Raw genomic sequence first — 23,085 nt, 5'->3', positions numbered from 1 at the left:
CGATCTACATGTTGAGCACCACATGGCAAGCCCATCTTCAGCGAAAATCAACATCCATATTATTGGTTTACAATACCGTACAATTGGCATCAGCACTTTTAGTATGCCTCTTTTCTAAAACTGTGGCATACTTATGGTAAAATGCACATGTTATTAGGAGGTTACCTTTCTTTGAGTTTATTAACGAAAGCAGCTTTAATTTGCGGGAGTGGCTCTATGATTATTCTCGTATCCATACTCATTAACTTACCGTTTGCCATACAAATATTTTTACTCCTTACCGGACTAGTCGTAAGCGTATACGGCGTGTACTTGCTCGTAAAAATGGTGTCCCAGCCAGCGCAAAAGACAGTTAAAACAACACAGGAGCAACCTGCACCTGCTCCTAAGAAGAAGAAAAGACCAACCTCAACATTATAAGGTGTTTTCTTTATTTGCGTAGTTTCAATCTTTTGGAATTACGTTTTTTTGACCCTTATCATTCCAAATGTACATATTCTATAGACTTTAAACCAAAAAAGATTAGCCTTTGTCATAAACAAAAGCTAATCTCCGTTCTATTTAATACACTTTTTCTACGATTAAAACAGTCAGCAAACTACCCTCTTCTAGCCCCGCGACCACCACGTTTTGACTCTGTAGCACGTTTTAATGTTGCTAAACGCTCATCACTATCTTTTAAGAAACGTGCCATTTTTTGCTCAAAGTTTTCCTTCGGCTGATGGCGTTCGTTACGATCGTTAGAACGATTGTCACGACGCGGACGTTGAGGACGCTCTGGTCTCTCAGCTTGAGGCTTTGCTTTACGGATTGAAAGACCAATCTTTCCATCCGCTTCAACATTCATCACTTTTACTTCAACTTCATCTCCAACTTTTAGATGCTCATTGATATCTTTTACATAATTGTCAGCAACTTCACTGATGTGTACTAAGCCTGTTTTGCCGTCTGGCAGCTCAACGAATGCTCCAAAATTTGTGATTCCTGTTACTTTACCTTGTACCTTGCTGCCTACTTCAATTGACATAAAAAAAATGCTCCTCCTTAAAAATTAAGCGACTCTTTTGAGCCATGTAATCAATTTAATCAAACTTTTTACTTCAATAAGTTTCTCTTTTCATTATATATAACTAAAAAAGAGTGTCAACAATACATAGCTTTTCAGTCGTCTTTTTTATCTTCCTTATCTGGCATAATGAAAATAATTTCACCTTCCTCAGATAAGAAGTACTCTTTTCGCAATAACTTTGCAATATACTCATCATCTTCTAATTGTTTAATTTTAAGATTAAGTGAATCCTGTTCCTCTTTTACCTTCATCAAATGCTGATTGGCTTCTTCTTTTTTCTTTTCCTTTGCAGCTAGCGTTTCAGACTGATGGGCAAGTACATTTAAGAGAAAGGCGATGATAACGACTGGCGCAATCGCAAAAAAGACAATACGACGCATTTTTCGTTTACGCGATTGCACTTTACGATTTATAGCTTTATCCGTGTTACGGACATAGTCATTATCAAGCTTGGTGTAGTTTTTCTGTTCATCTTTTGATGAATGACGTCTAGTCATGCCCGCACCTCCGAAGTTATTGTTGTCTTTTATTATACTTGATATATCGAATTTTTTTTAATAAAGTGTAGGACAAATACGAATAAATTTTGACAAAAGGCCTTAAGACGAACGTAGCAATTTTAATGAATATCTGTATTATTTGTCGAATAATAGCGATTATTACTCGGACAATAAACCAAAAAGGTCTCCATGTTATATTCACTACGATGCGTGCCATGAAACGTAAAAAGGTTTGAAAAAAAGTCTGATATAAAAATATACCAGCAATCTGCGCTAGCGGGTCGTAAGCCCGCCACGCGCCGTCTTTTAGCCAAAATAATAAATAATACGTTAACCCTCCAAGCAGAATCCATGTCAGCAGCTCTAACACCATCATCCACTTTCGGAGGCTTGACTTTTTTGGAGTTGAAAAAACTATGAGCCTTACACTATCAATAATAAATCCCACTGCTATACCGCTCACAACCATGACTAATAGCTGAACGAATTGCTGACTAACAATCATCCAAACAATTTATGAAGGAAACCTTTCGAGAAGCCACTTTCCTCCTCGTCATACTGCAAGGTTTTTACAGTTCCTTCAAGTGTCAATAACCCTTTGTCAACATCTAAGTGAACGATATGCAGTTCCTCTCCACGAATCAATAAATGCCCTTGGGACGTCTTGATAAAAAACTCTTCCTGATCAAAGCGTTCAATTGATTTTACAGAAGTCATGTCCATTCTTTTACGATTACGAATCGTTAAAATATGCTCTCCAGATGGAATTGTGTAACGATTACTTTCTTGATGTAGCGTCATTTTTTTCCTCCTTTAGTCGTCCTAGCTTCTGTTCACTTTATGCGGACAACCTTCAAAGCATGACAAACTTTATGGAAGTTGCCTTACTTTTAAGAAGAAAAATTTATAACGGTACCTATTCTGCTATCCGTTCACTTTGGTAAAACTGCCATCTGATTGCTGGCAATTGAGCACAAATCTATATTATCACTAGCACCTTATCGTCTTTTTAGCTAGCGTTTTGCCCGCCTATATTAGCGGCAAGTATCTACTAAAGTAATTTTCATTAGTCCTCATCATCAATAAATTCAGGCTCAACCTTTTCAAGACGCTCTTCTTTTAAAATTGTAAACATCTTTGCAGCATCTTCTTTTTTCACTGTATCACGCAATTCTTCCACACGTGCCGTGACAATTTTTTGACCGAAGCGAATCGCTAATTCATCGCCAGCCTTCACACTGCTACTAGCCTTCGCTACTTTACCATTAATAGTAATACGACCTTGGTCAGCGACTTCTTTTGCTAACGTACGTCGTTTGATTAATCGTGAAACTTTTAAAAATTTATCTAATCGCATGTTTTTACTCCTTCTCAAGCTGCTTGGCTTCATCCCAAAAAGCATCTAATTGTTCTAGTGTATAATTTGAAAACGGCTGACCGCTCGCCTTTACTTTCGCTTCAACATAGCCAAAACGTCGTGCAAATTTCTCATTTGCATGCAACATTGCTTCTTCAGGTGATAGCTTATAAAAGCGCGCTAAGTTTACAAGTGTAAACAAAACATCGCCAAATTCATCGAGTCGTGTTCCATTAGACCCTTTCGCCACTTCCTGACGAAATTCCTGCCACTCTTCCGCAAACTTATCCCAAGCACCTTCTACATCTGGCCAATCAAAGCCAACTTTTGCAGCCTTTTTTTGATAATTGTATGCCGTTTGCAACGCGGATGACGCGCGGTATTCTTCTTCCAGCAGTGACTTGTCACTCATACCCTTTTCTTCAGCCTTTATCGCTTCCCAATTAACGACAACACCGTCTGCATCCTCCACTGATACATCGCCAAATACATGAGGATGTCGACGAATCATTTTTTCACTAACGGAAGCCAACACGTCCTCTAGTGTGAAGTAGCCTTGGTCTTCTCCAATTTGTGCATGTAAAAATACTTGTAGTAACACATCTCCAAGTTCTTCAATCATTGCAAAATCATCTTCTGCATCTACAGCCGCCAAATATTCATGTGCTTCTTCCAGTAAATATTTTTTAAGTGATTCATGTGTCTGTTCTCGGTCCCACGGGCAGCCGTTTGGCCCACGTAAAGTAGCAATTATTTGGCGGAATGTTGTCCAATCACGTAAAGCCTCTTCCTGTGATGTGACTGGCGGTACATAAACCGTTGTTAAATTATTTACTTCAACGCTTTGATCTAGCTCATACAGTGGCACTGTTACAAGCTTTTCTTGTGAGGAACCCGCTGCTGTAACAACGGTTACCGGATATTCATCATGATATTTTTCCATCAATGTCAGCTTTACTTCAGATGCACTAAATGTATCATATACTTGCGCAATTAAAATGTGCTGACGCATATTAATGTCATGCATGGAAAAGCTAGTGCCATCTAGTAATTGAAAGCCCTCAATCGGATCGATTTTTAACGCACCAAAAATAGGATCTAAGAAGCTTTGTCCGCCTTCAATCACTACCTTCACTTTACCTTCATCCGCAGCTTCAATCAGTAATTGCACTGTTTGCTCTGCCACTAGCGGATGACCTGGCACAGCATACATAACATCTCCAATTTTAGTCGCTTCAATTAATCGTTGTGCAATTTCTTCATACACTGGCTGGAACGTATGATGCTTTTCATAAATTGCATCAAAGCTTTCAAACTGTAAGCCTTCGTTAGCTAACTCATCTAATACAGGATGATCCACCGTCCGCACAAATAACTTTTCGGTTGCCATTAATTTTTTATAAACGCCCATTTGCAACTGACTGAAATCACCAGCGCCAAGACCAATTATTGTTAATGTATTATTCATTCATTCCACCTACTTCTTTCGATTTAACCATAGTTGATAAACTGCCATTCTTCGACCAAAAGGCAGTAGATACCATTCTTTTTCAGCCAGTACTCGTAGCTTGGCAATGCACGTAATCATAACAAATGCACCAATACAAACCGCACTAAAACCAGCAACCACTGCCACTAAACGTTGAGATAATAAACCATCAAATAAAGATGGGGTAATTTGAAGCCAAAGTATGACTGCTATTGCCATACATAATGATGCAATGCTAATCTTTTTGTAAAAACTAGCAGGTGCTAATTGCATACCCGTTAATTTTTTTAAGTAAAAAACAAGCGCTAATGCTGTGAACAACAGGCCCACATTATTTGCAATAGCAGCACCTAAAACACCTAATGTCTTAATTGTGAACACATTTAGCAGCACTTTCAACGAAAAACCTGTCAATAAAAACAGGGCTGGCTTTTTTAACTTCCCAAAACCTTGCAAAATCGCTGTAAATGTCAAAATAATAGACAACGGTACAATTTGGAGTACATATAGCATTAGTACTTCCGATAAAGCATCTGTTTTAAACAGCATTGTATTTATATAAGGCATCACTAATATTAACCCTAGTGAAGCAGCCCAGCCAAATAATATAGAAGCTCTATATGTCAACTGTATAAATGGCAACGCACTACGTCCATTTTGCTTATTAGACATATGGGCAACGAGCGGAACGATTGCTAGAGATAATGAGGCAGCAATGACAACACCAAGTTGCACTAATGGTTGTCCACGATCGTAAATCCCTTTCGTTTCCTTCGCTATCGTGTGGTCCATCCCGCTATCTATTAATAGCGAATAGATAGTAAAAGAATCGACTAGTTGATAACCAAGCAGTAATAAACTACTCATACTTACACTTAAACTTAGTAGTGTCACTTCTTTTAACACCGGAAAACTGGCTAAGCGTTGTTGCTGTTTTCCTATAAATGAACCAAAGCGTTTTCTAAAGAGATACGCAATTAATAATAAGCCTACGCCTTCTCCAATAACAGTCCCGATAATCGCCATTTGGCCAGCACCGTAGAGAGATTTTGACGTCGTCATTATGATAAATGTACCGGTCAAAATAACAGAAACCCTTACCGTTTGCTCCAAAACTTGTGCATAAGCAATTGGCTCCATAATCCCTCTGGATTGAAAGCCTCCCTTAAAAATAGCAAGTGCCGGCATAACCAATACAATAAATGACCCCGTTCGTAGTAAAGGAGCAAGATTTGCATCTCCCATCATTTTCGCAATGACGTCAGCTCCAGCAAATAATGCAACAAAAAATACCAGGGAGAGTATCGTTAAATAACGAAATATAATGCGCATAATGCTTCGTCTTCTCTGTGTACGTTCTTCCACATCGACCAAACAATCATTATCTGCCAGCATTTTGGAAATTGCTACAGCAAAACCACTCGATGTCCATACTACAAATATGGATATTACAGGATACACTTGTTGGTAAATATAAAATCCTTCGTCACCTACAAGGTTTTGAAAAGGCACACGATAAATTGCGCTTAAAATCTTCACAATGAGTGCCGCAATGGTTAATAATGCTGCACCCTTCATGTAACTTTTCATACCAAATCGTTCCGACATACATTGTCCTCTTTCCTTCGTTTAACAATGCCAATAGTATAGCATACCTCAAAAGTTTGACGCTCACCTGAACAATCTTTGCTATCAGCGAAGCTTTATGTATACAAAAAAAGTTATTGTTCACCCTAAAAAGAGTTATGACAATAACTTTCGATGTTCATTAATTATTCATTTGTTTTGATAAGAAGTTAGCAGCTGTTTCCACAACTTTTACTTCTACTTCGCCAACAAAATGTACTTTAGATAAAACAATAATACAACCAATAGGATCCCCGTTCACCATGATTGGTGTTGCACAATAGGATTTAACTTGCTCATATTGTCCAGGAACAATTTCAATTGTTGTTTCCATCTTCTCAATTTTTGTTGAACGCTCGTCCATAAAACCTTCCGCAAAGGATGTAATACGACGATTAATGTATTCCTTCTTACCAATCCCTGCAACAGCGATTACTTCGTCACGGTCTGTTACAAATGCCGGCGTGCCTAGTGTTTCATATAATGTTTCCACATATTCACGGGCGAATTCTCCTAAATCATTAATTGGAGAATATTTTTTCAAAATGATTTCACCTTCACGGTCCGTATAAATTTCTAACGGGTCACCTTCACGAATACGTAGCGTTCTACGAATTTCCTTTGGTATTACCACACGTCCTAAATCATCTATACGACGAACAATTCCTGTTGCTTTCATGCTAAACTGCCTCGCTTTCGTATTCATTAAAATTTTTCTTCAACAATAGTATGGTTTTTCTTGAGACAATCTATGCAAAAAATGAACGAAAAGGATTATGAATCCAACATTAATTTTTTTAATAAAAATTTGTCTTTTCATACAATAAGGCTGAACTTGCCAATTTGTCAACAAGTTCAGCCTTTTTTCACATATTTTTTTTGGAATTTGCAATAATCTGCATTATTTCTTCTAATATATCAAAATGATGGTATTTTATGCATTTACGCTCATCAATTGTCAATATCAATTGCATACTATCCATACCGAAGCCAACAGCTCGCTCAAACTTCATCGTCTCGCTTACAATTTTACTTCCATCCACTTTGGCTGAACCTTCCTCCGATAGCAAAATGGAGATGACCTTTTGCTTTTCCTTAATAGAAGAAACACCCATTTCTAATCCCCAAATCTTCATGCGGGCAATACGCAGTAAACGTTCTGTTTCGATTGGTAAATCACCAAAACGGTCTTGTAATTCTTCCATAATTTCTTCGTATTCATCTACTTGGTCCATCGCTTTAATGCGCTTATACATCTGAATTTTTTGATAGCCGTCTGGTATATACGCATCAGGAATGTAAGCATCAACGTTGAGTAAAATCTCTATCTCTGGTTTCTCTTCTTTTTTCACGCCAGTTTGTCGCTCTGCAATTGCCTCTTCTAGCATTTGGGAGTACAAGTCGAAACCAACTGAATCAATAAAGCCATGTTGTTGCGCACCTAATAAATTCCCAGCCCCTCGAATGGATAAATCACGCATAGCAATTTTAAATCCAGAACCGAGCTCTGTGAACTCTTTTATTGCTTGTAATCGTTGCTCAGCTACATCTGTCAGTACTTTGTCACGTTGATACATAAAGTAAGCATATGCCACTCGATTTGAGCGACCTACACGGCCACGTAATTGGTAGAGCTGTGCTAAGCCCATTCGATCTGCATCATGGACAATCAACGTGTTCACATTCGGAATATCAACACCTGTTTCGATTATTGTAGTTGTTACTAAAACATCATAATCCCCTTCAATAAAGGCTAAAATTACAGACTCCAATTGTGATTCCGTCATTTTGCCATGAGCATAGCCGATACGTGCTTCAGGGACAAGTATTTGAATCTCCTCAACTTTACGCGCCATATCCTCTACTCGATTGTATAAGTAAAATACTTGACCACCACGCGCCATTTCTCGCTCAATGGCTTCGCGTACAAGTGCCCCACTATGCTCCATAACATAGGTTTGTACTGGGAAACGATTGGCAGGAGGTGTCTCGATAACCGATAAATCACGAACACCTACCATAGACATATGCAATGTTCTCGGGATAGGCGTTGCGGTTAATGTTAAAACGTCCACATTCGTTTTTAATTGTTTTATTTTTTCCTTATGGGTAACACCAAAACGCTGTTCTTCATCTACAATTAATAGACCAAGATCTTGGAACGTTAAATCTTTAGATAAGATTCTATGTGTCCCTATTACAATATCTACTTGCCCTTCTTTTAATCCTTTTAAAGTCGCTACTTGCTCTTTTTTCGTACGGAAACGAGATAATAAACCGACATTGATAGCAAAATCCTGAAATCTATCACGGATTGTCTCGTAGTGTTGTTGCGCTAGAATCGTCGTAGGCACTAAGAAGGCAACTTGTTTACCGTCCTGAATAGCTTTAAAAGCTGCACGAATGGCTACTTCTGTTTTACCATAACCTACGTCACCACATACAAGGCGGTCCATCGGGCGTTCACGTTCCATATCACGTTTCACTTCAACTATAGAACGAAGCTGATCTTCCGTTTCTTCATAAGGGAACGATGCCTCAAAATTCCGTTGATCGTCATTATCCGGTGCAAAAGCATGCCCTTTTTCTGCTTCTCGCTTGGCGTATAGCTTTATTAAATCATCTGCAATATCTTGTACGGCAGAGGAAACCTTTGCTTTTGCTTTTTTCCACTCTGCTCCACCTAATTTATGTAGCTTCGGTTCGCGGTCTTCAGATGCCACATATTTTTGAATTAAATCGATTTGCTCCACAGGTACATATAATTTATCGTCTGCACGATAGCGTATATGCAAGTAATCCTTATGTGTGCCATTGACTACAAGCGTTTCTACACCAATGTATTTCCCAATCCCATGATGCACATGCACGACAAAGTCGCCAGCTTTAATTTCTGTATAGCTTTTAATACGCTCTGCATTTGTCATTTTTTGAGGGCGCGATTTTTTCTTTGCTTGTTGTTTAAATAATTCATCCTCTGTCACAATTGCCAGACGCTGCAATGGTAGTTCAAAACCACTCGATAATCCGCCTTCTACAATGTATAGACCTGGGTCATGAGGCTCTCCAATGGTTGCATGAATATCATATTCCTCAAGCATTTCCTGTACACGTTTTACACGGTTTTTATCTCTAGCTACGATAAGAACGGTAAATTTACCAAGCTGCCATCGTTCAACTTCACTTTGTAATAATGCCATTTGTCCGTGGAATTGTTGCATCGGTTTACATGAAAAATTAGTCGTTTTAGAAAAGGTAATACCTGCAAACGTACGAGAAAATAGCGAGAAATAAAGCTTCTGCTGCGACAGCATCGCCAATATTTCCTTTAAAGAAAAGGCTGGTTTCACATCATGTACCATTTTCCCCTCTTCGATTAGCGATAAAAACCATTCTTCCTCTTCACGTTCCCATGCATCCATTACTTCTTGAATACGACCTAGCTCATCAAATAATACAATGCCATTTTGTGCAAAATAGTCACCTAAATAAGCTGTTTTATCATATAGCAACGAGCCATATTTATTTACAAAGTCAGGTAAGTTCCCTTGTTGCAACAATTCTATATCATACTGAATATGTTGATACAGCAGCTCTTTCGTCTCTTGCTTCTTTACTTTTTTCAAGCTTGTCGCTAACGCACTTTCTAATCGACCTGCTAACGCGATTCGCTCTTCCATTGTCAAAATCACTTCTGATGCAGGTAAAATACGCACTTCTTGCAATTTATCAATCGAACGCTGGTCATCCGCAGAAAATGTACGAATGGAGTCCACTTCTGTATCAAATAACTCGATTCGAATCGGCGCCTCTAAATAGGGAGGATAAATATCCAAAATCCCTCCACGCAACGCAAACTCCCCAGGTGTCGTTACCATTGAATTACGAACATAGCCCATAGCTACGAGCGTCTGTAACCATTCCTCAATTTGTACTTCTTGTCCGACTGCTGTCTGTAAAAAATAATGAATCCAATGCTCTTTTGGTGGCATTATTTTTCGTAAACCGGCAATCGGGATAATATAAACAGCTTTTTCACCTCTCGCTAGGCAATCAAGCGTCGCAATACGCTCTGCTCGAAGCTCTGGCGAGGCAACTGCTAAGTCAGCAGCAATAAACTCATCTGCTGGGTAATAGTGAACATGTTCCTCTCCCAATAACCCAACAAGCTCATCCGCCATCTTTTGCGCCTGCAATAAATTGGGTGACACAATATAAATGGGTTTTTGGACATGTTCAAATAACGCATCGACCATAACTGGACGTGCGCTTCCTGTTAAACCTGTAATAAGCTGTGATGCTGTATTGCCGCTCTGAATCTCCTGTAAAAATGATGTGATATGTTTGTCCTGCGACACAAGCTGTCGTAAAACTTCCACAGTCAAAAGCTCCTTTCAGCGCGAAAATTCTAATTATTCAATGTGTTTTATACTATTATTCTAGTACAATATTACACATTCCCATTGTCTAATTATCATGTTCACCTTTGTGTAATTGTCCTAGTCAGTTCATTTTTAGTTTAAAAAGATGACTCTCTAATCATTCATCTGTATTAATTTTTTTCGTATGATTAAAAGCAGCATAACCATGTGCTTCAAAAAATAAAAACGGAAAAAGCTTTGGACGCACACATTGTGCGCCAAAGCATCCTTCCAATTATTGAATCCATTTATTGAGTGCGTGATAATCTGGATATTGTCTAAGCGAATCCTCACATTGCTCACAAATGCAGTGGACAGTAGTTTCACCTTGTTGATTCTTTTCAACATAATCGTCTGCCTCACCTAACTCAAAAATATGCAACTTTCGAATTGTATCATCTGCATCAAATGGTAGTGTTCCTATTTCTACTTCACAATGCCTACATCGGTAGCGAATTGCCATCTCCAAATCATCCTCCTTTAAGCAACTTACTACTTAAAGTATAGACATTTAGGAAAAAGATTATGCACCGTTAAATTGGTTCATCACATCAAGAAATGGTTTTGAAAGAGACGCTTCTATTGCATGAACACTATTATCAATAGCATCAGCCATAATAATATTTTCTTCTTTAGAAAACTTGGATAGCACATAATCCGCTACCTTCATGCCTGCCGGTGGGCGACTCACGCCAATACGAATGCGATTAAATTCCTGCGTTCCTAAATGCTGAATTAACGATTTAATCCCATTATGCCCGCCCGCACTGCCTTTTTGACGCAAACGTAATTTGCCTGTTTCTAAATCTAAATCATCATAAATAACGATTAAATCTTTCACCTCAATATCAAAATAGTCCATGAGAGGTCTAACACATTCCCCTGATAAATTCATATATGTTAAAGGCTTAACAAGTAGAACCTTTCCTTCAGGACGATGTACAGTAGCATACATGCCATTAAACTTAGAATTTGTTAATGGTGCATCCCACTTTTTTGCTAATGCATCTATGACATCAAAGCCAATATTATGTCTTGTATGCTCATAAGGTTTACCTGGATTTCCTAAACCAACGATAATTTTCATAAGTACCTCACTTCTTTCAATCTAATAGTCATTATTTTACCATACTGCGCTCTAAGAAAGCATTTCGTTCATATCACTTCTGAACAATTATCCATATGCTAAAAATTCATTCGCCATTAATTTCATTGTCGCTTTTTCAACAAAAAAAGACTATCAAGTCCGTCTTTTACGACTTCCTCGATAGCCTTCCCTACTAACGTCTATTTAACCTTATGCCTCAACACTTTCTTCGACTTCTTCATCTTCTGCCGATACGGTTGGCGCCATAATTGTTGCTAAGATATGATCATCTTCGTTCACAATTTCAAACTCTACTTGATTGCGAATATCCGCTACCATGATAGATTCTCCAATTGCTAGTTTCGTAATATCAATTTCTAATGTTTCTGGAATATCAGTAGGTTTTACTTTAATTTTCACTTCTAAGTTTGGCTGCATTAAAATGCCACCTTCACTTACACCAACGGATTCTCCAGTAAGTGTTACTGCAACATCTACTTCTAATTCTTCAGTCATATCAATTGCTAAAAAATCAACATGATTCACTTCATCTTTCAGTGTACATTTTTGTACTTCTGATACAACGACATTTACCCGTTCACCATCTAACTCCACCGGAATAACACCATTACGCCCATTTTTTTGAACGAACTGTCTAAATTCTTTCGCTGAAATAGAAATTGGGGTTGAATCTAGTTTGTAGCCATAAATAACAGCAGGAATGGCTCCCCCTTTTCTAAGTTGGGTTAATGTCGAACGATGCCCAGTTTCGCGTTTATTTACACTTAACACGGTACTCATATCTATACCTTCCCCTTCCAAGAAAAATTAATAATTTATTTCACCGAAGCCGCAACCTATTTACAGAATTTTAATATACTATTTATTCGTTCTGTTAAAAGTCTTTGACAACGCTGAAATTATTTATAATATTTACATTCTTTTTACATATGAATGCAAATATTAAGCAGTAACAATTACTATTATACCCTTTAATGAGAAACTTCACACATAACTGCTACGCAAAAAGGACAAATCTACTCATAAATGTAGATTTGTCCTTTTTTTGTCACATATTATGCTAATTCTTTTACGTATAACTAAAACGAACCCCATAATTTATATTTCTAGCGTTACAGATAACCCTTTTAAAAGCTATAAAGCTAAGGCGGACACTATCCTTCGATGGAGTTCGCCGCCTTTTGCTTTATTGACATGCATCTGTCCCTAAAAACATTATGAATCGATTTTAATTAATCGAATAAAGTACTTACTGATTTGTTTTCGTAAACGCGAGAAATTGCATCTGCCATTAATTTAGCTACTGAAAGCTCTGTAATTTTTGGTGATTTTTTCTCTTCAGAAAGTTGAATTGTATTTGTTACTACTAATTCTTTAATCGCAGAGTTTTCAATACGCTCGATAGCTGGGCCAGAAAGTACTGGATGTGAGCAACATGCATACACTTCTTTTGCACCCGCAGCACGTAATGCATCAGCGCCAATCGTAATTGTACCTGCAGTATCGATAATATCATCAATCAAGATTGCCACTTTACCATCAACATTACCAACGATGTTCATCACTTCTGCAACATTTGGTTTTGGACGGCGTTTGTCAATAATTGCAATTGGTGCTTTTAAACGTTCTGCCATTTTACGTGCACGCGTTACTCCACCATGGTCAGGTGAAACAATTACGATTTCCTCAGCAGGAATACCTTTTGATTTGAAGTAATCAGATAGTAAAGGTACCGCCATTAAGTGATCGATTAAAATATCGAAGAAACCTTGGATTTGTGGTGCATGTAAATCTAAAACGATAACACGTGTTGCACCAGCCGTTTCAAGTAAGTTTGCCACTAATTTAGCTGTAATTGGCTCACGCGCTTTTGCTTTACGGTCTTGACGAGCATAACCATAGTAAGGCATTACAACGTTAACTGTACGTGCAGATGCGCGTTTTACAGCATCTACCATAATTAAAAGCTCCATTAAATGTTCGTTTACAGGTGCAGAAGTTGACTGCACGATAAACACGTCACAACCACGAATACTTTCTTCAATGCTAATTTGAATCTCTCCATCGCTAAAGTGCTTAACAGAAGATTTCCCTAATTCAACTCCCATTTCTTGCGCAATTTCTTGGGCAAGTGGATTATTAGAATTGAGTGAAAATATTTTTAATTGTGAGTTTGCATATTGATACGGCATGATGGCCTCCTGTTTAGTTGATAATTATTTTGAATTTAATTTGCTTACATAATTCGGTTTGTTTTCTTGTCTTGCACGAGCAATTGCTAGCGCATCTTCAGGAACTTCTTTTGTAATTGTAGATCCTGCTGCAATAAATGAACCTTTTCCAACTTTCACTGGCGCTACTAAGTTAGTATTACATCCTACAAATACATCATCTTCAATAATTGTTTGGAATTTGTTTTTCCCATCATAGTTCACTGTAATAGAACCACAGCCAACATTGACGTTATTTCCTATTTCAGCATCTCCAATATAGCTTAAATGGGATACTTTTGTGTCATGACCTAGTGTACTTTTCTTCACTTCTACAAAGTTACCGATTTTAACATGGCTACCGATATCAGATAGTGGACGAATATGTGCAAATGGTCCAATCGCTGTATCTTCCGCTACAGTGCTTTCTCTTACAACAGAGGAATGTACTGAAGTACGGTCACCGATACGGCTATCAATAATTTGTGAATTTGGACCAATGATACAATCTTCTCCTATTACCGTAGCCCCTTCAATCATAGAACCAGGATGTAGAACAGTATCACGTCCAATAACTGCGTCTGAACTAATATACGTAGCAGTTGGGTTAATGATTGTTACACCATTGCGCATATGACGTTCATTAATGCGTGCACGCATTAATGTCTCCGCCTGTGACAATGCCACACGGTCATTGACTCCGAGTGTTTCTTCAAAATCATCTGTTACATATGCTTCAACAATATCGCCTTGCTTTTGTAAAATTTCAATTACATCAGGTAAATAATACTCGCCCTGTGCATTGTCATTTTTCACAAGCTTTAACGTCTCAAACAACGCCTTGTTATCGAAGCAGTATGTCCCCGTATTAATTTCTTTTACTTGCTGTTGCGTAACACTTGCATCTTTTTGTTCAACAATTTGTTCCACCTGTCCATTATCGCCACGTAAAATACGACCATAGCCAGTTGGATTTTCAGCAACAGCTGTTAAAATTGTCGCTTTTGCATTGTTTGCTAGATGATGCTCAAATAACGCTTTCATCGTTTCAGGACGAATAAGTGGCGTATCACCGCAAACAACTAATGTTGTTCCTTGCTCGCTACCTAAAATTGACTCTGCTTGTTGTACTGCATGTGCTGTACCTAGTTGTTCAGCTTGTAAAACATACTCACTTTTATCGCCAAGTTGTTGTTTTACTTTTTCTGCACCATGTCCTACAACCGTTACGATGCGCTCGACATCTAACGTTTGAATGTGATCCACTACATGTTGTACCATGGGCTTCCCACATACTGAATGGAGCACTTTATATAATTTGGACTTCATACGTGTACCTTGACCTGCAGCCAAAATGACAGCAAAAATATTGCTCATCAGTAAGTCCTCCAATACGCTCATTTTCTCTTATGACTATATAGCAAAATTCATCTATTTTCAAGGCATGTAGAATTGACTAAAAAGTGAATTCCTAAATCAAACACGGCTTATGCTCGATTGTTATGAGCTATGCACTAAAATCTGCCCGTTTTCTCTTTTTTGAAAAATAAAAAGAACCCTTCATTCTATGAGGAGTTCTTTCTATTTTTCATCGCCAAAAAGTCCTTATTTTGTAAATAACCTTTGAACGAACATTTATTTTCATAAAACTATACGCCAATTCCTTCTAATTCGGCTGCTTGTTCTGACTCAGGCATGTCGCTTGAGTTATGATAAGCGTTTAAAATAATCTCTTGAATTTTGTTACGTGTCGTTGAATTAATCGGATGCGCAATATCTCTAAATTCTCCATCCGGTGTACGTTTACTTGGCATAGCAACGAATAAGCCTGTATTGCCATCAATTACACGGATATCATGTACCACAAACTCATTGTCGAGTGTAATGGAAGCAATCGCACGCATGCGACCATCCGTTTGAACATGACGTAATCTCACATCAGTAACTTCCATTTTCTCACCACCTCTCATCTTAGATGCCTAAATGAAAATATTTATATTCCTATTACCGAATATTTTCCTTTTCATAGTCTAACAAATTTTCTAAAAAATTTGAATACTTCATTTTTAATTCACTATAATATTTTCTCTAGTTCATCGTAAATTTGACAATAGTTTGTCAAATTTTTGGAAAACTAACGAATCTTTTATGTTTTTCTGTAATACAGCTCCATTTTCTAAGTAAACAAGTTTTTTAGATGTCTAAGATAATGACTACATGGCACTCGTAAGAAATTTTGAGTATTAGTAAAAAACCCTTTAAAAGAGTTATTGTTCTTTTAAAGGGCGCTTATTTTATTTTACAACGGCTATTACTTCTATTTCGACTTTCACATCTTTTGGTAAACGAGCTACTTCCACTGCCGAACGAGCTGGCTTATGTTCGCCAAAGTGACTAGCATAGACTTCGTTCATTGCCACAAAGTCATTCATATCTTTCATAAAGACAGTAGTTTTTACTACATTGTCTAATGATGAACCAGCAGCCTCTAACACTGCCTTTAAGTTAGCAAATACTTGGTGTGTTTGAGCGGCGATATCACCCTCTACTAATTCCCCTGTTGCAGTAAGCGGAATTTGACCTGAACTATAAAACATCCCATTTACAATTATTCCTTGTGCATATGGTCCAATTGCTGCTGGTGCATTCGTTGTAGATACTACATTCATTTGTCATTTCTCCCTTTTTGTAAAATAATTTCCTTCACTTAATGCAATCGTACGATCCTTTTCATTAACCTCATGAAGCTTTACAAGTGAATAGTAATCGTCTACTAAAGTTTCATCGGCATGCTCTGCTTCAACAAGAACCGCGATACCTGCTAGTTGACAGTCAAACTCTTCTAATAGATTTTTCATACCGTTCATCGTACCTCCGACCTTCATAAAATCATCGGTAATCAGTACACGCTGTCCACTCTTCATGCTTCTTTTTGATAATACCATTGTCTGAATTCTACGAGAAGAACCAGATACGTAGTTAATGCTGACTGTAGAACCTTCTGTTACTTTGCTGTCTCTACGTACAACTACTACTGGTACATTTAAATGTCTTGCTATGGCATGGGCAATAGATATCCCCTTTGTTGCCACCGTCATAATGACATCAATTTGTTGGTCAGCAAAGGCAGATGCAAAGACCTTACCAACTCGATTAATTAAATCTGGATTGCCTAGTAAATCCGTCATAAATAAATAGCCACCAGGTAACAAACGATCTGAATGTTCAAGTTCAGCTTTTAAATCCTGTATCACTAAACGAACTTCCTCTTCGGACATTTTAGGAATATACTTCACACCACCTGCAGCCCCTGGCACTGTTGTCAATAACCCGATTCCTTTTTCTTCGAAAGTTTCTTTTACAATCGTTAAATCTTCACTAATTGAAGACTTAGCTGATTGATATAATTCTGAAAAATAAGTTAGCGGGATCAGCTGATGTGGATGTTCTAGTAAATAGTACGTCATATCAACTAGTCGTTCACTACGCTTCCATTTCATGCGACCCTCTCCTAAACACGAATATTTATAGGTAAAATTAACACAATTATGCGTTTTTAAGCAAGCGTATTTCGCTCCCCTAAAATGCGCACAGCATATACTTCTTCACAAAAGCCTCGTAAGCCATTGTAAATTCGACTTACACGAGCCTCACTATCCACAAGGCCAAAGACCGTTGGACCGCTTCCACTCATTAATGTCGCATCTGCTCCAAAACGTTTCATCTGCTCTTTTAACATAATAACTTCTGGATGCAACTTAAATGTTACAGTTTCCAAAACATTTCCTAAAGATGCACATAATAGTTCATAATTATCCGTCTCAATCGCTTGAATCATTTGCTTTGTATTTGGATGCTCAAGTCCTTCAACTTTCAATCCGCCATATACTTCCGCTGTTGATACGCCTATTTTAGGCTTGGCTAATACAACCCAACAGCTTGGCGGAGCAGGTAATTCTTGAATTTTTTCTCCACGTCCAGTTGCTAACGCTGTACCGCCGTATACACAAAAAGATACATCAGAGCCAATCTTAGCACCAAGCTCTGCTAACTCATCTATGGATAAGTTTAAATTCCAAAGTTCATTTAAGCCTTTTAGTGTCGCCGCTGCATCACTACTACCTCCTGCAAGACCTGCAGCAATCGGTATTTCTTTTTCAATTGTAATGGATACACCTTGTCTAATGCCGTATGTATCTTTTATAAGACGCGCTGCTTGATAAGCAAAGTTGCGGTGATCATTTGGTACGAAATTATCCGTTGAAATAATTTCGATTACTCCATCTTCACGAGATTCTAAGCTAATACGATCTGCCAAATCGACAGTCGTCATGACCATCTCCACTTCGTGATAATTATCTGGTCGTTTATAAAGAACATCTAATGTTAAATTAATTTTTGCAGGCGCCTTTACATAAAGCATCTTACTTCCTCCCTCATAACTACACGCAGAAACAGCCATTCATTTTTCGCGCAAGATAATTCATTTTATTTTACCATAATGAGAAAGCAAACTGAAAAAAGAACCGTTTTATAACGGTTCTCTCTCGTCAGTTGTTTTGTTGTGTTCAGCATAGGCAAGCCTAGCTAAATGAAGTAAATAAATGTAAGCAACCTATTTTACGCAAAGTAGACTACTTACGCTCTTGTTCACTGCTTGCTCTTTCCGCCATCTCAATGGCACGTTTCACCATATTACCAGCATCTCGAGCTTTAATGCCGCCCCAACCTTCTTTTTGCACAACATCATAAAATCCAAGTTCTTTGGCGATCTCTTCTTTTAAACGAGGTGACATGATACCTTTTCTAGGCATATAAACTCCTCCTTGTAACAACTGACGACATTAGTATGTCCGATAAAACGAAAAACACTCATGTAGTTTTTAACATACATGAGTGCTCCAAAATATAGAAATAAGTACTAGAAACTATTTCGCGACAGCAGCTTTTGCTTCGTCTAAAAATGTAATCTCTACTGCCTCAGTTAAAATATCTGTGTAGCTATACGATACGCGCTTGCACGTATTGTCTTCTTGATCAAGCTCAACTACAAAAATTGCACGATATGTTTCGCGCAATATCCCTGCACACTCGACCGTTTTCTTGCGACCACCGTTTGCTTTTAACTGCAAACGTTTACCCAAATGACAATCCAACGACTTTTTAATGTCCGCTAAAGTTTTTGGCATTTTCGCTTACACCTCACTAATAACTAGTATAAGTGATACGCCCAAAAATGTCAACAAAATATAATATTTTATCAGCCCTTTGTAAATGTTGTCAACTTATTTTTTTTGAAAAAATACGTTTTTTTTTCATAACACATGAAAATGTAACAATTTTTTTACTTTGCAAAGGTTGGGTAAAGTGCGTCCGCCAGCTTTCCAAACTCTTGAATAGAAAGCGTCTCACCACGACGAGTTGGCTCGATATTTACAGATTCTAAAGCCTCGATAATTTTCTCTTTATTGGCCTTACCATTTGGTAAACCCGATTGTAAATTATTTAAGATGGTTTTACGACGCTGTACAAATGACGCTCTTGTGACAACAAAAAGAAAGTCCTCATCAATTACATTAACCGGTGGCGCATCATGCTTAATAAGGCGAATAACTGCTGAATCTACATTTGGTTGTGGCATAAAAACAGTTTTCGGTACGGTCATCGCAATTTCAGCCGTCACGTAATATTGAATGGCAATCGATAATGAACCATATTCTTTTGTTCCTGGTTTCGCTGTAATACGATCCGCAACTTCTTTCTGCATCATCACCACAAAACCACGGATTGGTAGACGATCATTTAACAACTTCATTAAAATTGGTGTCGTAACATAATAGGGTAAATTAGCAACAACCATAATATCCTCAATACCTGGCATTTCCTCCTCAATTACTTTAGCAACATCTGCTTTTAAAATATCGGAATGCACGATAGACACATTATTATATGGACTTAATGTATCGGCTAGTACTGGTAATAAACGCTGATCGATTTCAAACGATACGACCTTTTTTGCGCTGCGTGCCAAATGCTCGGTTAATGCGCCAATACCGGGACCAACTTCAATTGCACCACTGTTTTCTGTCAAATTCGCATGACTAACAATGTTTCTTAAAATGTTCGGGTCAATTAAAAAATTTTGACCTAAGCTCTTTTTAAATGAAAAACCATATTTCTTTAAAATTTCCTGTGTTCGAATGGGTGTTGCAATATCCTTATGCATTATTTTCCTCCTGATCTACCTGTGCGACAGCAGCACCAAATTGCTGTTCTGTTATTTGAAACATTTTCAATCTTTTATGAAGTTGTTTACCATTTGTTGCACCAATATTCAATATTTCACCTAGACGATCACGACGTCTTTTCGCCAATGGATGACCGATTAAACGAGCGGTCATTAAATCTTCTAGTGTAATATCATCGGCAATGGGCTCGCTGCTATTTGGCGTATAGACAAGACTTAACGCTTCGCGAATATCCTCATCTGCCGCATGCTCAATGCCTAAACCTTTACCGTTTTTTGCAATTGTTTTTGATTTTGGTAAAAAGGCATGTTTTACTCCTGAGACATGTTGCTCAATAATAGCTCGAATTCGCCGTCCTGGATAATCTGGATCTGTAAACACAATAACACCTCGTTTATCCTGTGCGTGCTGAATACGTTTAAGCGTCTCCTCTGAAATCGCAGATCCATTTGTTTCAATAGTATCTGCTTGCACAGCTCGCTTAATGGCTGTTGTATCATCTTTTCCTTCAACGACAATGATTTCTTGAATTTGCAAAAAGGCTCCTCTTTTCTACCTTATCTTCAGACCATTTTACAACTGCCCTGTGTGATTGTACAGAAATACAAGGCTCGTTTGTCCTATACGTGAAAAAAGCTTTCCCGCCAGTCAATACAGGAAAGCCAATGCTTAGTGAAAACATTTTGTTATATTTTACATTTTTTTTAATTTAATACTTTAATACGCACTTTCTTACGTCCCCAGTTACGGGCTTGAGCATCTGTTTGTACAAGTATGTCGATCTTATTACCTTTAATTGATCCGCCAGTATCCCCAGCAATAGCTGTTCCATAACCTTCAACCCACACCTTTGAGCCAAGTTTAATAACAGATGGATCTACTGCGATTACCTTTAAGCCAGAACCTGAACGCAAGTTAATGCCAGTAGCTGATGTACCTGAACAGCCTTTACAATACGGTGTATAAGCTGTTGCTGTTACATAAAATTCTTTCCCACTAGCAGGCTCCGCTGAACCACGAGACACAGTTGTTGCGCTAGCTACTAATTTTTTTGCACCAACAGCAACTACTTGTTTCTTTGGCTCTTTTATAACGTTTTCAGATTGTAAATTTTTTGCCACAATTTTGCCGTTTTCTTTCACGACTTCATACGTTCGAGAAACTGTACCCTTCTCGCCCGTCGTGACAACTTTTTCTTTTCCTTTAAGCAAAGAAGCATCTTGCTTCTTTTCAATTGTGAAATCTATAGAGTCTTCCACTACATCGATAACCTTTTCTACGCGAACTACTGCGATTTTACTCTCTGGAGTGATAACGTCCTCCAGGTTATTCTCGACACGATCGAATTCATTAAGTTGAATTCCTTGTTGTTTTAAAAAGTTAGCGACCGTAGTCGAAGTGGACCAAACTTGTCTGTTTTCTAAACCATCGACAAGCGTTACCTGAAACGCTTTTTGAATATCGATTTTGTTATCTGCTCCTACTTCTGTATCCAAACCTTGCGCTAATGAATCATGTTCTGATACTTCGATATTTGCTTCCTTCAAAATGTCTTTCACTAGTTTTTCAGTTGTCCAAACTTTTGACTGATTTCCATCAACTGAAATTGTTACTTCTTTTGCCTGTTCCCAAGTAATTGCTAAACCATTAACAATTTTGGCATTCAGAGAGGGTGATATTTTGTCATGCGCTGCTACGTCTATATTTTGATTTTGTAATAGTTCTTCTACAGTTTTAGCATGTGTTGATACTTCAATTGCTTCTCCGTTAGCATTAAGCGTTACGGATTTTTTAGTACCTTGGTAAAGTACGAATGAAATTACTGACACAAACAGGACAAGTGAAACAATTCTTATCACTGTTTGCTTACTCCTCAATGATCCTAAGAACAAGTTTTTCATGGAATTATTTGACATGAAAAAACGCCTCCTTAATACAAAGTTGGATTATACGGACTAGATTTAGCACTGTCAACCCGAATGTATTTCAAAAAAATTTGACCATGCTATTTTAGCCAACCGCAAACACAGTATTGGAGGCACTTTAGCTAGTTAAACGTCAATCCTAAAAAATTTTTTTGCATTGGCAGTCGTTACATTGGCAACTTCCTCAATTGGGATTTCTTTTAAACGTGCAATTTCTTCTGCAACTAATGGCACCAATGCTGGTTCATTACGTTTACCACGATATGGATGTGGAGCTAGATATGGCGCATCTGTTTCAATCATCAAGTGCTCTAAAGGTATCTCTGTTGCCACTTCTTTCGGCATACGAGCATTTTTAAAAGTCACTGGTCCGCCAAGACTAATCATAAAATTCATTGCGATGCATTGACGTGCTGTTTCTACACTCCCACTATAGCAATGCATAACGCCTCCAACAGAAGCAGCGTTCTCTTCACGTAAAATATCCACAACATCTGCTGTTGCATCTCGATTATGAATGATAATTGGTAAATTTACTTTTTGTGCTAAATGAATTTGCTTGCGAAAAAGAGCTTGCTGAACATCCTTTGGTGATTTATCCCAGTAATAGTCTAACCCTGTTTCACCAATTCCAACGACTTTAGGATGTGCCGCCAATTCCTCAATCCATTTTAAATCTTCTTCAGTGCAATCAATGGCATCTACTGGATGCCAACCAATCACACCATAAATAAAATCGTATTGTTCTACTAATTCCATTGTTTTTTTAATCGTTTTACGATCGAAACCTACAACTACCATGGTTTCAACCTTTGCTTCAAGAGCTCGATCTATGACTTCTTGTAAGTCTTCTTGATATTGCTCTGCATTTAAATGTACATGAGTATCGATAAACATTGTCATTCCCCTAACCTTGATTTTATTAAAAATTATTATTTCATATTTTTCATCTGCATTACAATTTTGTTACAAACAAATTAGTATTGTGACAATACACTTATATATATTCGCCAAAACTATTACCATGTGCCTAAAATTCGCCAATTTACGCGTTGCATAAGTTATAGTGAAATAGTTTTCGGCCAAATAATAGTCCAAATTTAGAATGGCCTGCTGAATATTTTCTACTCAA

25 protein-coding genes are annotated in these 23,085 nt (G+C 37.8%); 1 reads left to right on the top strand and 24 read right to left on the bottom strand.

Annotated features, from left to right (window positions below; all coding sequences use genetic code 11):
- Nucleotides 1-171: 171 nt before the first annotated feature.
- Nucleotides 172-420: a hypothetical protein gene (locus MHH88_RS00425; RefSeq protein ID WP_024362603.1), complete on the top strand. Its 249-nt coding sequence runs from the start codon at nucleotides 172-174 to the stop codon at nucleotides 418-420.
- 178 nt (nucleotides 421-598) lie between these two features.
- Here the strand turns inward: MHH88_RS00425 and MHH88_RS00420 are convergent, their stop codons facing one another.
- From MHH88_RS00420 to MHH88_RS00305, 24 genes are all read right to left on the bottom strand, one after another.
- Nucleotides 599-1,027: a S1 domain-containing RNA-binding protein gene (locus tag MHH88_RS00420; RefSeq protein WP_024362602.1), complete on the bottom strand. Its 429-nt coding sequence runs from the start codon at nucleotides 1,025-1,027 to the stop codon at nucleotides 599-601.
- 134 nt (nucleotides 1,028-1,161) lie between these two features.
- On the bottom strand, nucleotides 1,162-1,566 hold the full coding sequence (locus MHH88_RS00415) for a septum formation initiator family protein (RefSeq protein ID WP_339260849.1): 405 nt from the start codon (nucleotides 1,564-1,566) through the stop codon (nucleotides 1,162-1,164).
- Between the two features lie 16 nt (nucleotides 1,567-1,582).
- Nucleotides 1,583-2,074, bottom strand: coding sequence for a spore cortex biosynthesis protein YabQ (gene yabQ, locus MHH88_RS00410; protein ID WP_103978038.1), 492 nt, complete (start codon nucleotides 2,072-2,074; stop codon nucleotides 1,583-1,585).
- Nucleotides 2,071-2,370, bottom strand: coding sequence for a sporulation protein YabP (yabP, locus tag MHH88_RS00405; protein ID WP_004229167.1), 300 nt, complete (start codon nucleotides 2,368-2,370; stop codon nucleotides 2,071-2,073). The genes yabQ and yabP overlap by 4 nt, the downstream gene beginning before the upstream one ends.
- 265 nt (nucleotides 2,371-2,635) lie before the next feature.
- On the bottom strand, nucleotides 2,636-2,926 hold the full coding sequence (locus tag MHH88_RS00400; protein WP_024362599.1) for an RNA-binding S4 domain-containing protein: 291 nt from the start codon (nucleotides 2,924-2,926) through the stop codon (nucleotides 2,636-2,638).
- A 4-nt stretch (nucleotides 2,927-2,930) separates the two neighbouring features.
- On the bottom strand, nucleotides 2,931-4,394 hold the full coding sequence (gene mazG, locus MHH88_RS00395) for a nucleoside triphosphate pyrophosphohydrolase (RefSeq protein ID WP_339260846.1): 1,464 nt from the start codon (nucleotides 4,392-4,394) through the stop codon (nucleotides 2,931-2,933).
- 9 nt (nucleotides 4,395-4,403) lie between these two features.
- The gene (locus MHH88_RS00390; protein ID WP_339260844.1) at nucleotides 4,404-6,023 is read right to left on the bottom strand and encodes a polysaccharide biosynthesis protein; all 1,620 of its coding nucleotides are present in this window, start codon (nucleotides 6,021-6,023) and stop codon (nucleotides 4,404-4,406) included.
- Nucleotides 6,024-6,183: 160 nt separating this feature from the next.
- Complete coding sequence (gene spoVT / locus MHH88_RS00385; RefSeq protein ID WP_024362596.1) at nucleotides 6,184-6,720, bottom strand: stage V sporulation protein T; 537 nt, start codon at nucleotides 6,718-6,720, stop codon at nucleotides 6,184-6,186.
- A gap of 187 nt (nucleotides 6,721-6,907) precedes the next feature.
- The gene (gene mfd, locus MHH88_RS00380) at nucleotides 6,908-10,420 is read right to left on the bottom strand and encodes a transcription-repair coupling factor (RefSeq protein WP_103978041.1); all 3,513 of its coding nucleotides are present in this window, start codon (nucleotides 10,418-10,420) and stop codon (nucleotides 6,908-6,910) included.
- Nucleotides 10,421-10,697: 277 nt separating this feature from the next.
- A complete protein-coding gene (locus tag MHH88_RS00375) occupies nucleotides 10,698-10,925 on the bottom strand; it encodes an anti-sigma-F factor Fin (protein WP_069510833.1) in 228 nt (75 codons plus the stop codon).
- A 60-nt stretch (nucleotides 10,926-10,985) separates the two neighbouring features.
- The gene (pth, locus tag MHH88_RS00370) at nucleotides 10,986-11,549 is read right to left on the bottom strand and encodes an aminoacyl-tRNA hydrolase (protein ID WP_069510831.1); all 564 of its coding nucleotides are present in this window, start codon (nucleotides 11,547-11,549) and stop codon (nucleotides 10,986-10,988) included.
- A gap of 210 nt (nucleotides 11,550-11,759) precedes the next feature.
- A complete protein-coding gene (locus MHH88_RS00365) occupies nucleotides 11,760-12,350 on the bottom strand; it encodes a 50S ribosomal protein L25/general stress protein Ctc (protein ID WP_069510829.1) in 591 nt (196 codons plus the stop codon).
- Nucleotides 12,351-12,802: 452 nt separating this feature from the next.
- Entirely contained in the window at nucleotides 12,803-13,762 is a 960-nt protein-coding gene (locus MHH88_RS00360; protein ID WP_024362592.1) for a ribose-phosphate diphosphokinase, read from the bottom strand.
- Between the two features lie 24 nt (nucleotides 13,763-13,786).
- Entirely contained in the window at nucleotides 13,787-15,157 is a 1,371-nt protein-coding gene (gene glmU / locus MHH88_RS00355) for a bifunctional UDP-N-acetylglucosamine diphosphorylase/glucosamine-1-phosphate N-acetyltransferase GlmU (RefSeq protein ID WP_069510827.1), read from the bottom strand.
- Nucleotides 15,158-15,429: 272 nt separating this feature from the next.
- The gene (spoVG, locus tag MHH88_RS00350) at nucleotides 15,430-15,732 is read right to left on the bottom strand and encodes a septation regulator SpoVG (protein ID WP_069510826.1); all 303 of its coding nucleotides are present in this window, start codon (nucleotides 15,730-15,732) and stop codon (nucleotides 15,430-15,432) included.
- A 342-nt stretch (nucleotides 15,733-16,074) separates the two neighbouring features.
- A complete protein-coding gene (locus MHH88_RS00345) occupies nucleotides 16,075-16,449 on the bottom strand; it encodes a RidA family protein (protein ID WP_024362589.1) in 375 nt (124 codons plus the stop codon).
- 3 nt (nucleotides 16,450-16,452) lie between these two features.
- The gene (gene purR, locus MHH88_RS00340) at nucleotides 16,453-17,280 is read right to left on the bottom strand and encodes a pur operon repressor (RefSeq protein WP_024362588.1); all 828 of its coding nucleotides are present in this window, start codon (nucleotides 17,278-17,280) and stop codon (nucleotides 16,453-16,455) included.
- A gap of 56 nt (nucleotides 17,281-17,336) precedes the next feature.
- Complete coding sequence (gene ispE, locus MHH88_RS00335; protein ID WP_069510824.1) at nucleotides 17,337-18,203, bottom strand: 4-(cytidine 5'-diphospho)-2-C-methyl-D-erythritol kinase; 867 nt, start codon at nucleotides 18,201-18,203, stop codon at nucleotides 17,337-17,339.
- A 211-nt stretch (nucleotides 18,204-18,414) separates the two neighbouring features.
- Nucleotides 18,415-18,594: a small, acid-soluble spore protein, alpha/beta type gene (locus MHH88_RS00330; RefSeq protein ID WP_004229193.1), complete on the bottom strand. Its 180-nt coding sequence runs from the start codon at nucleotides 18,592-18,594 to the stop codon at nucleotides 18,415-18,417.
- Between the two features lie 114 nt (nucleotides 18,595-18,708).
- Complete coding sequence (locus tag MHH88_RS00325; RefSeq protein WP_004229199.1) at nucleotides 18,709-18,969, bottom strand: Veg family protein; 261 nt, start codon at nucleotides 18,967-18,969, stop codon at nucleotides 18,709-18,711.
- Nucleotides 18,970-19,124: 155 nt separating this feature from the next.
- Nucleotides 19,125-20,006 (bottom strand): 16S rRNA (adenine(1518)-N(6)/adenine(1519)-N(6))-dimethyltransferase RsmA, encoded by an 882-nt coding sequence (gene rsmA, locus MHH88_RS00320; protein ID WP_103978045.1) that lies wholly within the window; start codon nucleotides 20,004-20,006, stop codon nucleotides 19,125-19,127.
- Nucleotides 19,999-20,565 (bottom strand): ribonuclease M5, encoded by a 567-nt coding sequence (gene rnmV / locus MHH88_RS00315; protein ID WP_069510820.1) that lies wholly within the window; start codon nucleotides 20,563-20,565, stop codon nucleotides 19,999-20,001. The genes rsmA and rnmV overlap by 8 nt, the downstream gene beginning before the upstream one ends.
- Nucleotides 20,566-20,732: 167 nt before the next feature.
- Nucleotides 20,733-21,944: a G5 and 3D domain-containing protein gene (locus tag MHH88_RS00310; protein ID WP_069510818.1), complete on the bottom strand. Its 1,212-nt coding sequence runs from the start codon at nucleotides 21,942-21,944 to the stop codon at nucleotides 20,733-20,735.
- 135 nt (nucleotides 21,945-22,079) lie between these two features.
- On the bottom strand, nucleotides 22,080-22,850 hold the full coding sequence (locus MHH88_RS00305) for a TatD family hydrolase (RefSeq protein ID WP_339260833.1): 771 nt from the start codon (nucleotides 22,848-22,850) through the stop codon (nucleotides 22,080-22,082).
- Nucleotides 22,851-23,085: the final 235 nt, after the last annotated feature.

Source organism: Lysinibacillus sp. FSL K6-3209 (genome assembly GCF_037976175.1).
Classification (GTDB): domain Bacteria; phylum Bacillota; class Bacilli; order Bacillales_A; family Planococcaceae; genus Lysinibacillus; species Lysinibacillus sphaericus_D.
The sequence above is the reverse complement of the archived record's forward strand: the minus strand, read 5'-3'. Positions and strand labels throughout refer to the sequence as shown.

What these genes read in the sequence shown, in the direction of transcription:
- MHH88_RS00420 (WP_024362602.1), bottom strand. Translation starts at nt 1,027, where the DNA reads ATGTCAATTGAAGTAGGCAGCAAGGTACAAGGTAAAGTAACAGGAATC.
- MHH88_RS00415 (WP_339260849.1), bottom strand. Translation starts at nt 1,566, where the DNA reads ATGACTAGACGTCATTCATCAAAAGATGAACAGAAAAACTACACCAAG.
- yabQ (WP_103978038.1), bottom strand. Translation starts at nt 2,074, where the DNA reads ATGATTGTTAGTCAGCAATTCGTTCAGCTATTAGTCATGGTTGTGAGC.
- yabP (WP_004229167.1), bottom strand. Translation starts at nt 2,370, where the DNA reads ATGACGCTACATCAAGAAAGTAATCGTTACACAATTCCATCTGGAGAG.
- MHH88_RS00400 (WP_024362599.1), bottom strand. Translation starts at nt 2,926, where the DNA reads ATGCGATTAGATAAATTTTTAAAAGTTTCACGATTAATCAAACGACGT.
- mazG (WP_339260846.1), bottom strand. Translation starts at nt 4,394, where the DNA reads ATGAATAATACATTAACAATAATTGGTCTTGGCGCTGGTGATTTCAGT.
- MHH88_RS00390 (WP_339260844.1), bottom strand. Translation starts at nt 6,023, where the DNA reads ATGTCGGAACGATTTGGTATGAAAAGTTACATGAAGGGTGCAGCATTA.
- spoVT (WP_024362596.1), bottom strand. Translation starts at nt 6,720, where the DNA reads ATGAAAGCAACAGGAATTGTTCGTCGTATAGATGATTTAGGACGTGTG.
- MHH88_RS00375 (WP_069510833.1), bottom strand. Translation starts at nt 10,925, where the DNA reads ATGGCAATTCGCTACCGATGTAGGCATTGTGAAGTAGAAATAGGAACA.
- pth (WP_069510831.1), bottom strand. Translation starts at nt 11,549, where the DNA reads ATGAAAATTATCGTTGGTTTAGGAAATCCAGGTAAACCTTATGAGCAT.
- MHH88_RS00365 (WP_069510829.1), bottom strand. Translation starts at nt 12,350, where the DNA reads ATGAGTACCGTGTTAAGTGTAAATAAACGCGAAACTGGGCATCGTTCG.
- MHH88_RS00360 (WP_024362592.1), bottom strand. Translation starts at nt 13,762, where the DNA reads ATGCCGTATCAATATGCAAACTCACAATTAAAAATATTTTCACTCAAT.
- glmU (WP_069510827.1), bottom strand. Translation starts at nt 15,157, where the DNA reads ATGAGCAATATTTTTGCTGTCATTTTGGCTGCAGGTCAAGGTACACGT.
- spoVG (WP_069510826.1), bottom strand. Translation starts at nt 15,732, where the DNA reads ATGGAAGTTACTGATGTGAGATTACGTCATGTTCAAACGGATGGTCGC.
- MHH88_RS00345 (WP_024362589.1), bottom strand. Translation starts at nt 16,449, where the DNA reads ATGAATGTAGTATCTACAACGAATGCACCAGCAGCAATTGGACCATAT.
- purR (WP_024362588.1), bottom strand. Translation starts at nt 17,280, where the DNA reads ATGAAATGGAAGCGTAGTGAACGACTAGTTGATATGACGTACTATTTA.
- ispE (WP_069510824.1), bottom strand. Translation starts at nt 18,203, where the DNA reads ATGCTTTATGTAAAGGCGCCTGCAAAAATTAATTTAACATTAGATGTT.
- MHH88_RS00330 (WP_004229193.1), bottom strand. Translation starts at nt 18,594, where the DNA reads ATGCCTAGAAAAGGTATCATGTCACCTCGTTTAAAAGAAGAGATCGCC.
- MHH88_RS00325 (WP_004229199.1), bottom strand. Translation starts at nt 18,969, where the DNA reads ATGCCAAAAACTTTAGCGGACATTAAAAAGTCGTTGGATTGTCATTTG.
- rsmA (WP_103978045.1), bottom strand. Translation starts at nt 20,006, where the DNA reads ATGCATAAGGATATTGCAACACCCATTCGAACACAGGAAATTTTAAAG.
- MHH88_RS00310 (WP_069510818.1), bottom strand. Translation starts at nt 21,944, where the DNA reads ATGTCAAATAATTCCATGAAAAACTTGTTCTTAGGATCATTGAGGAGT.
- MHH88_RS00305 (WP_339260833.1), bottom strand. Translation starts at nt 22,850, where the DNA reads ATGTTTATCGATACTCATGTACATTTAAATGCAGAGCAATATCAAGAA.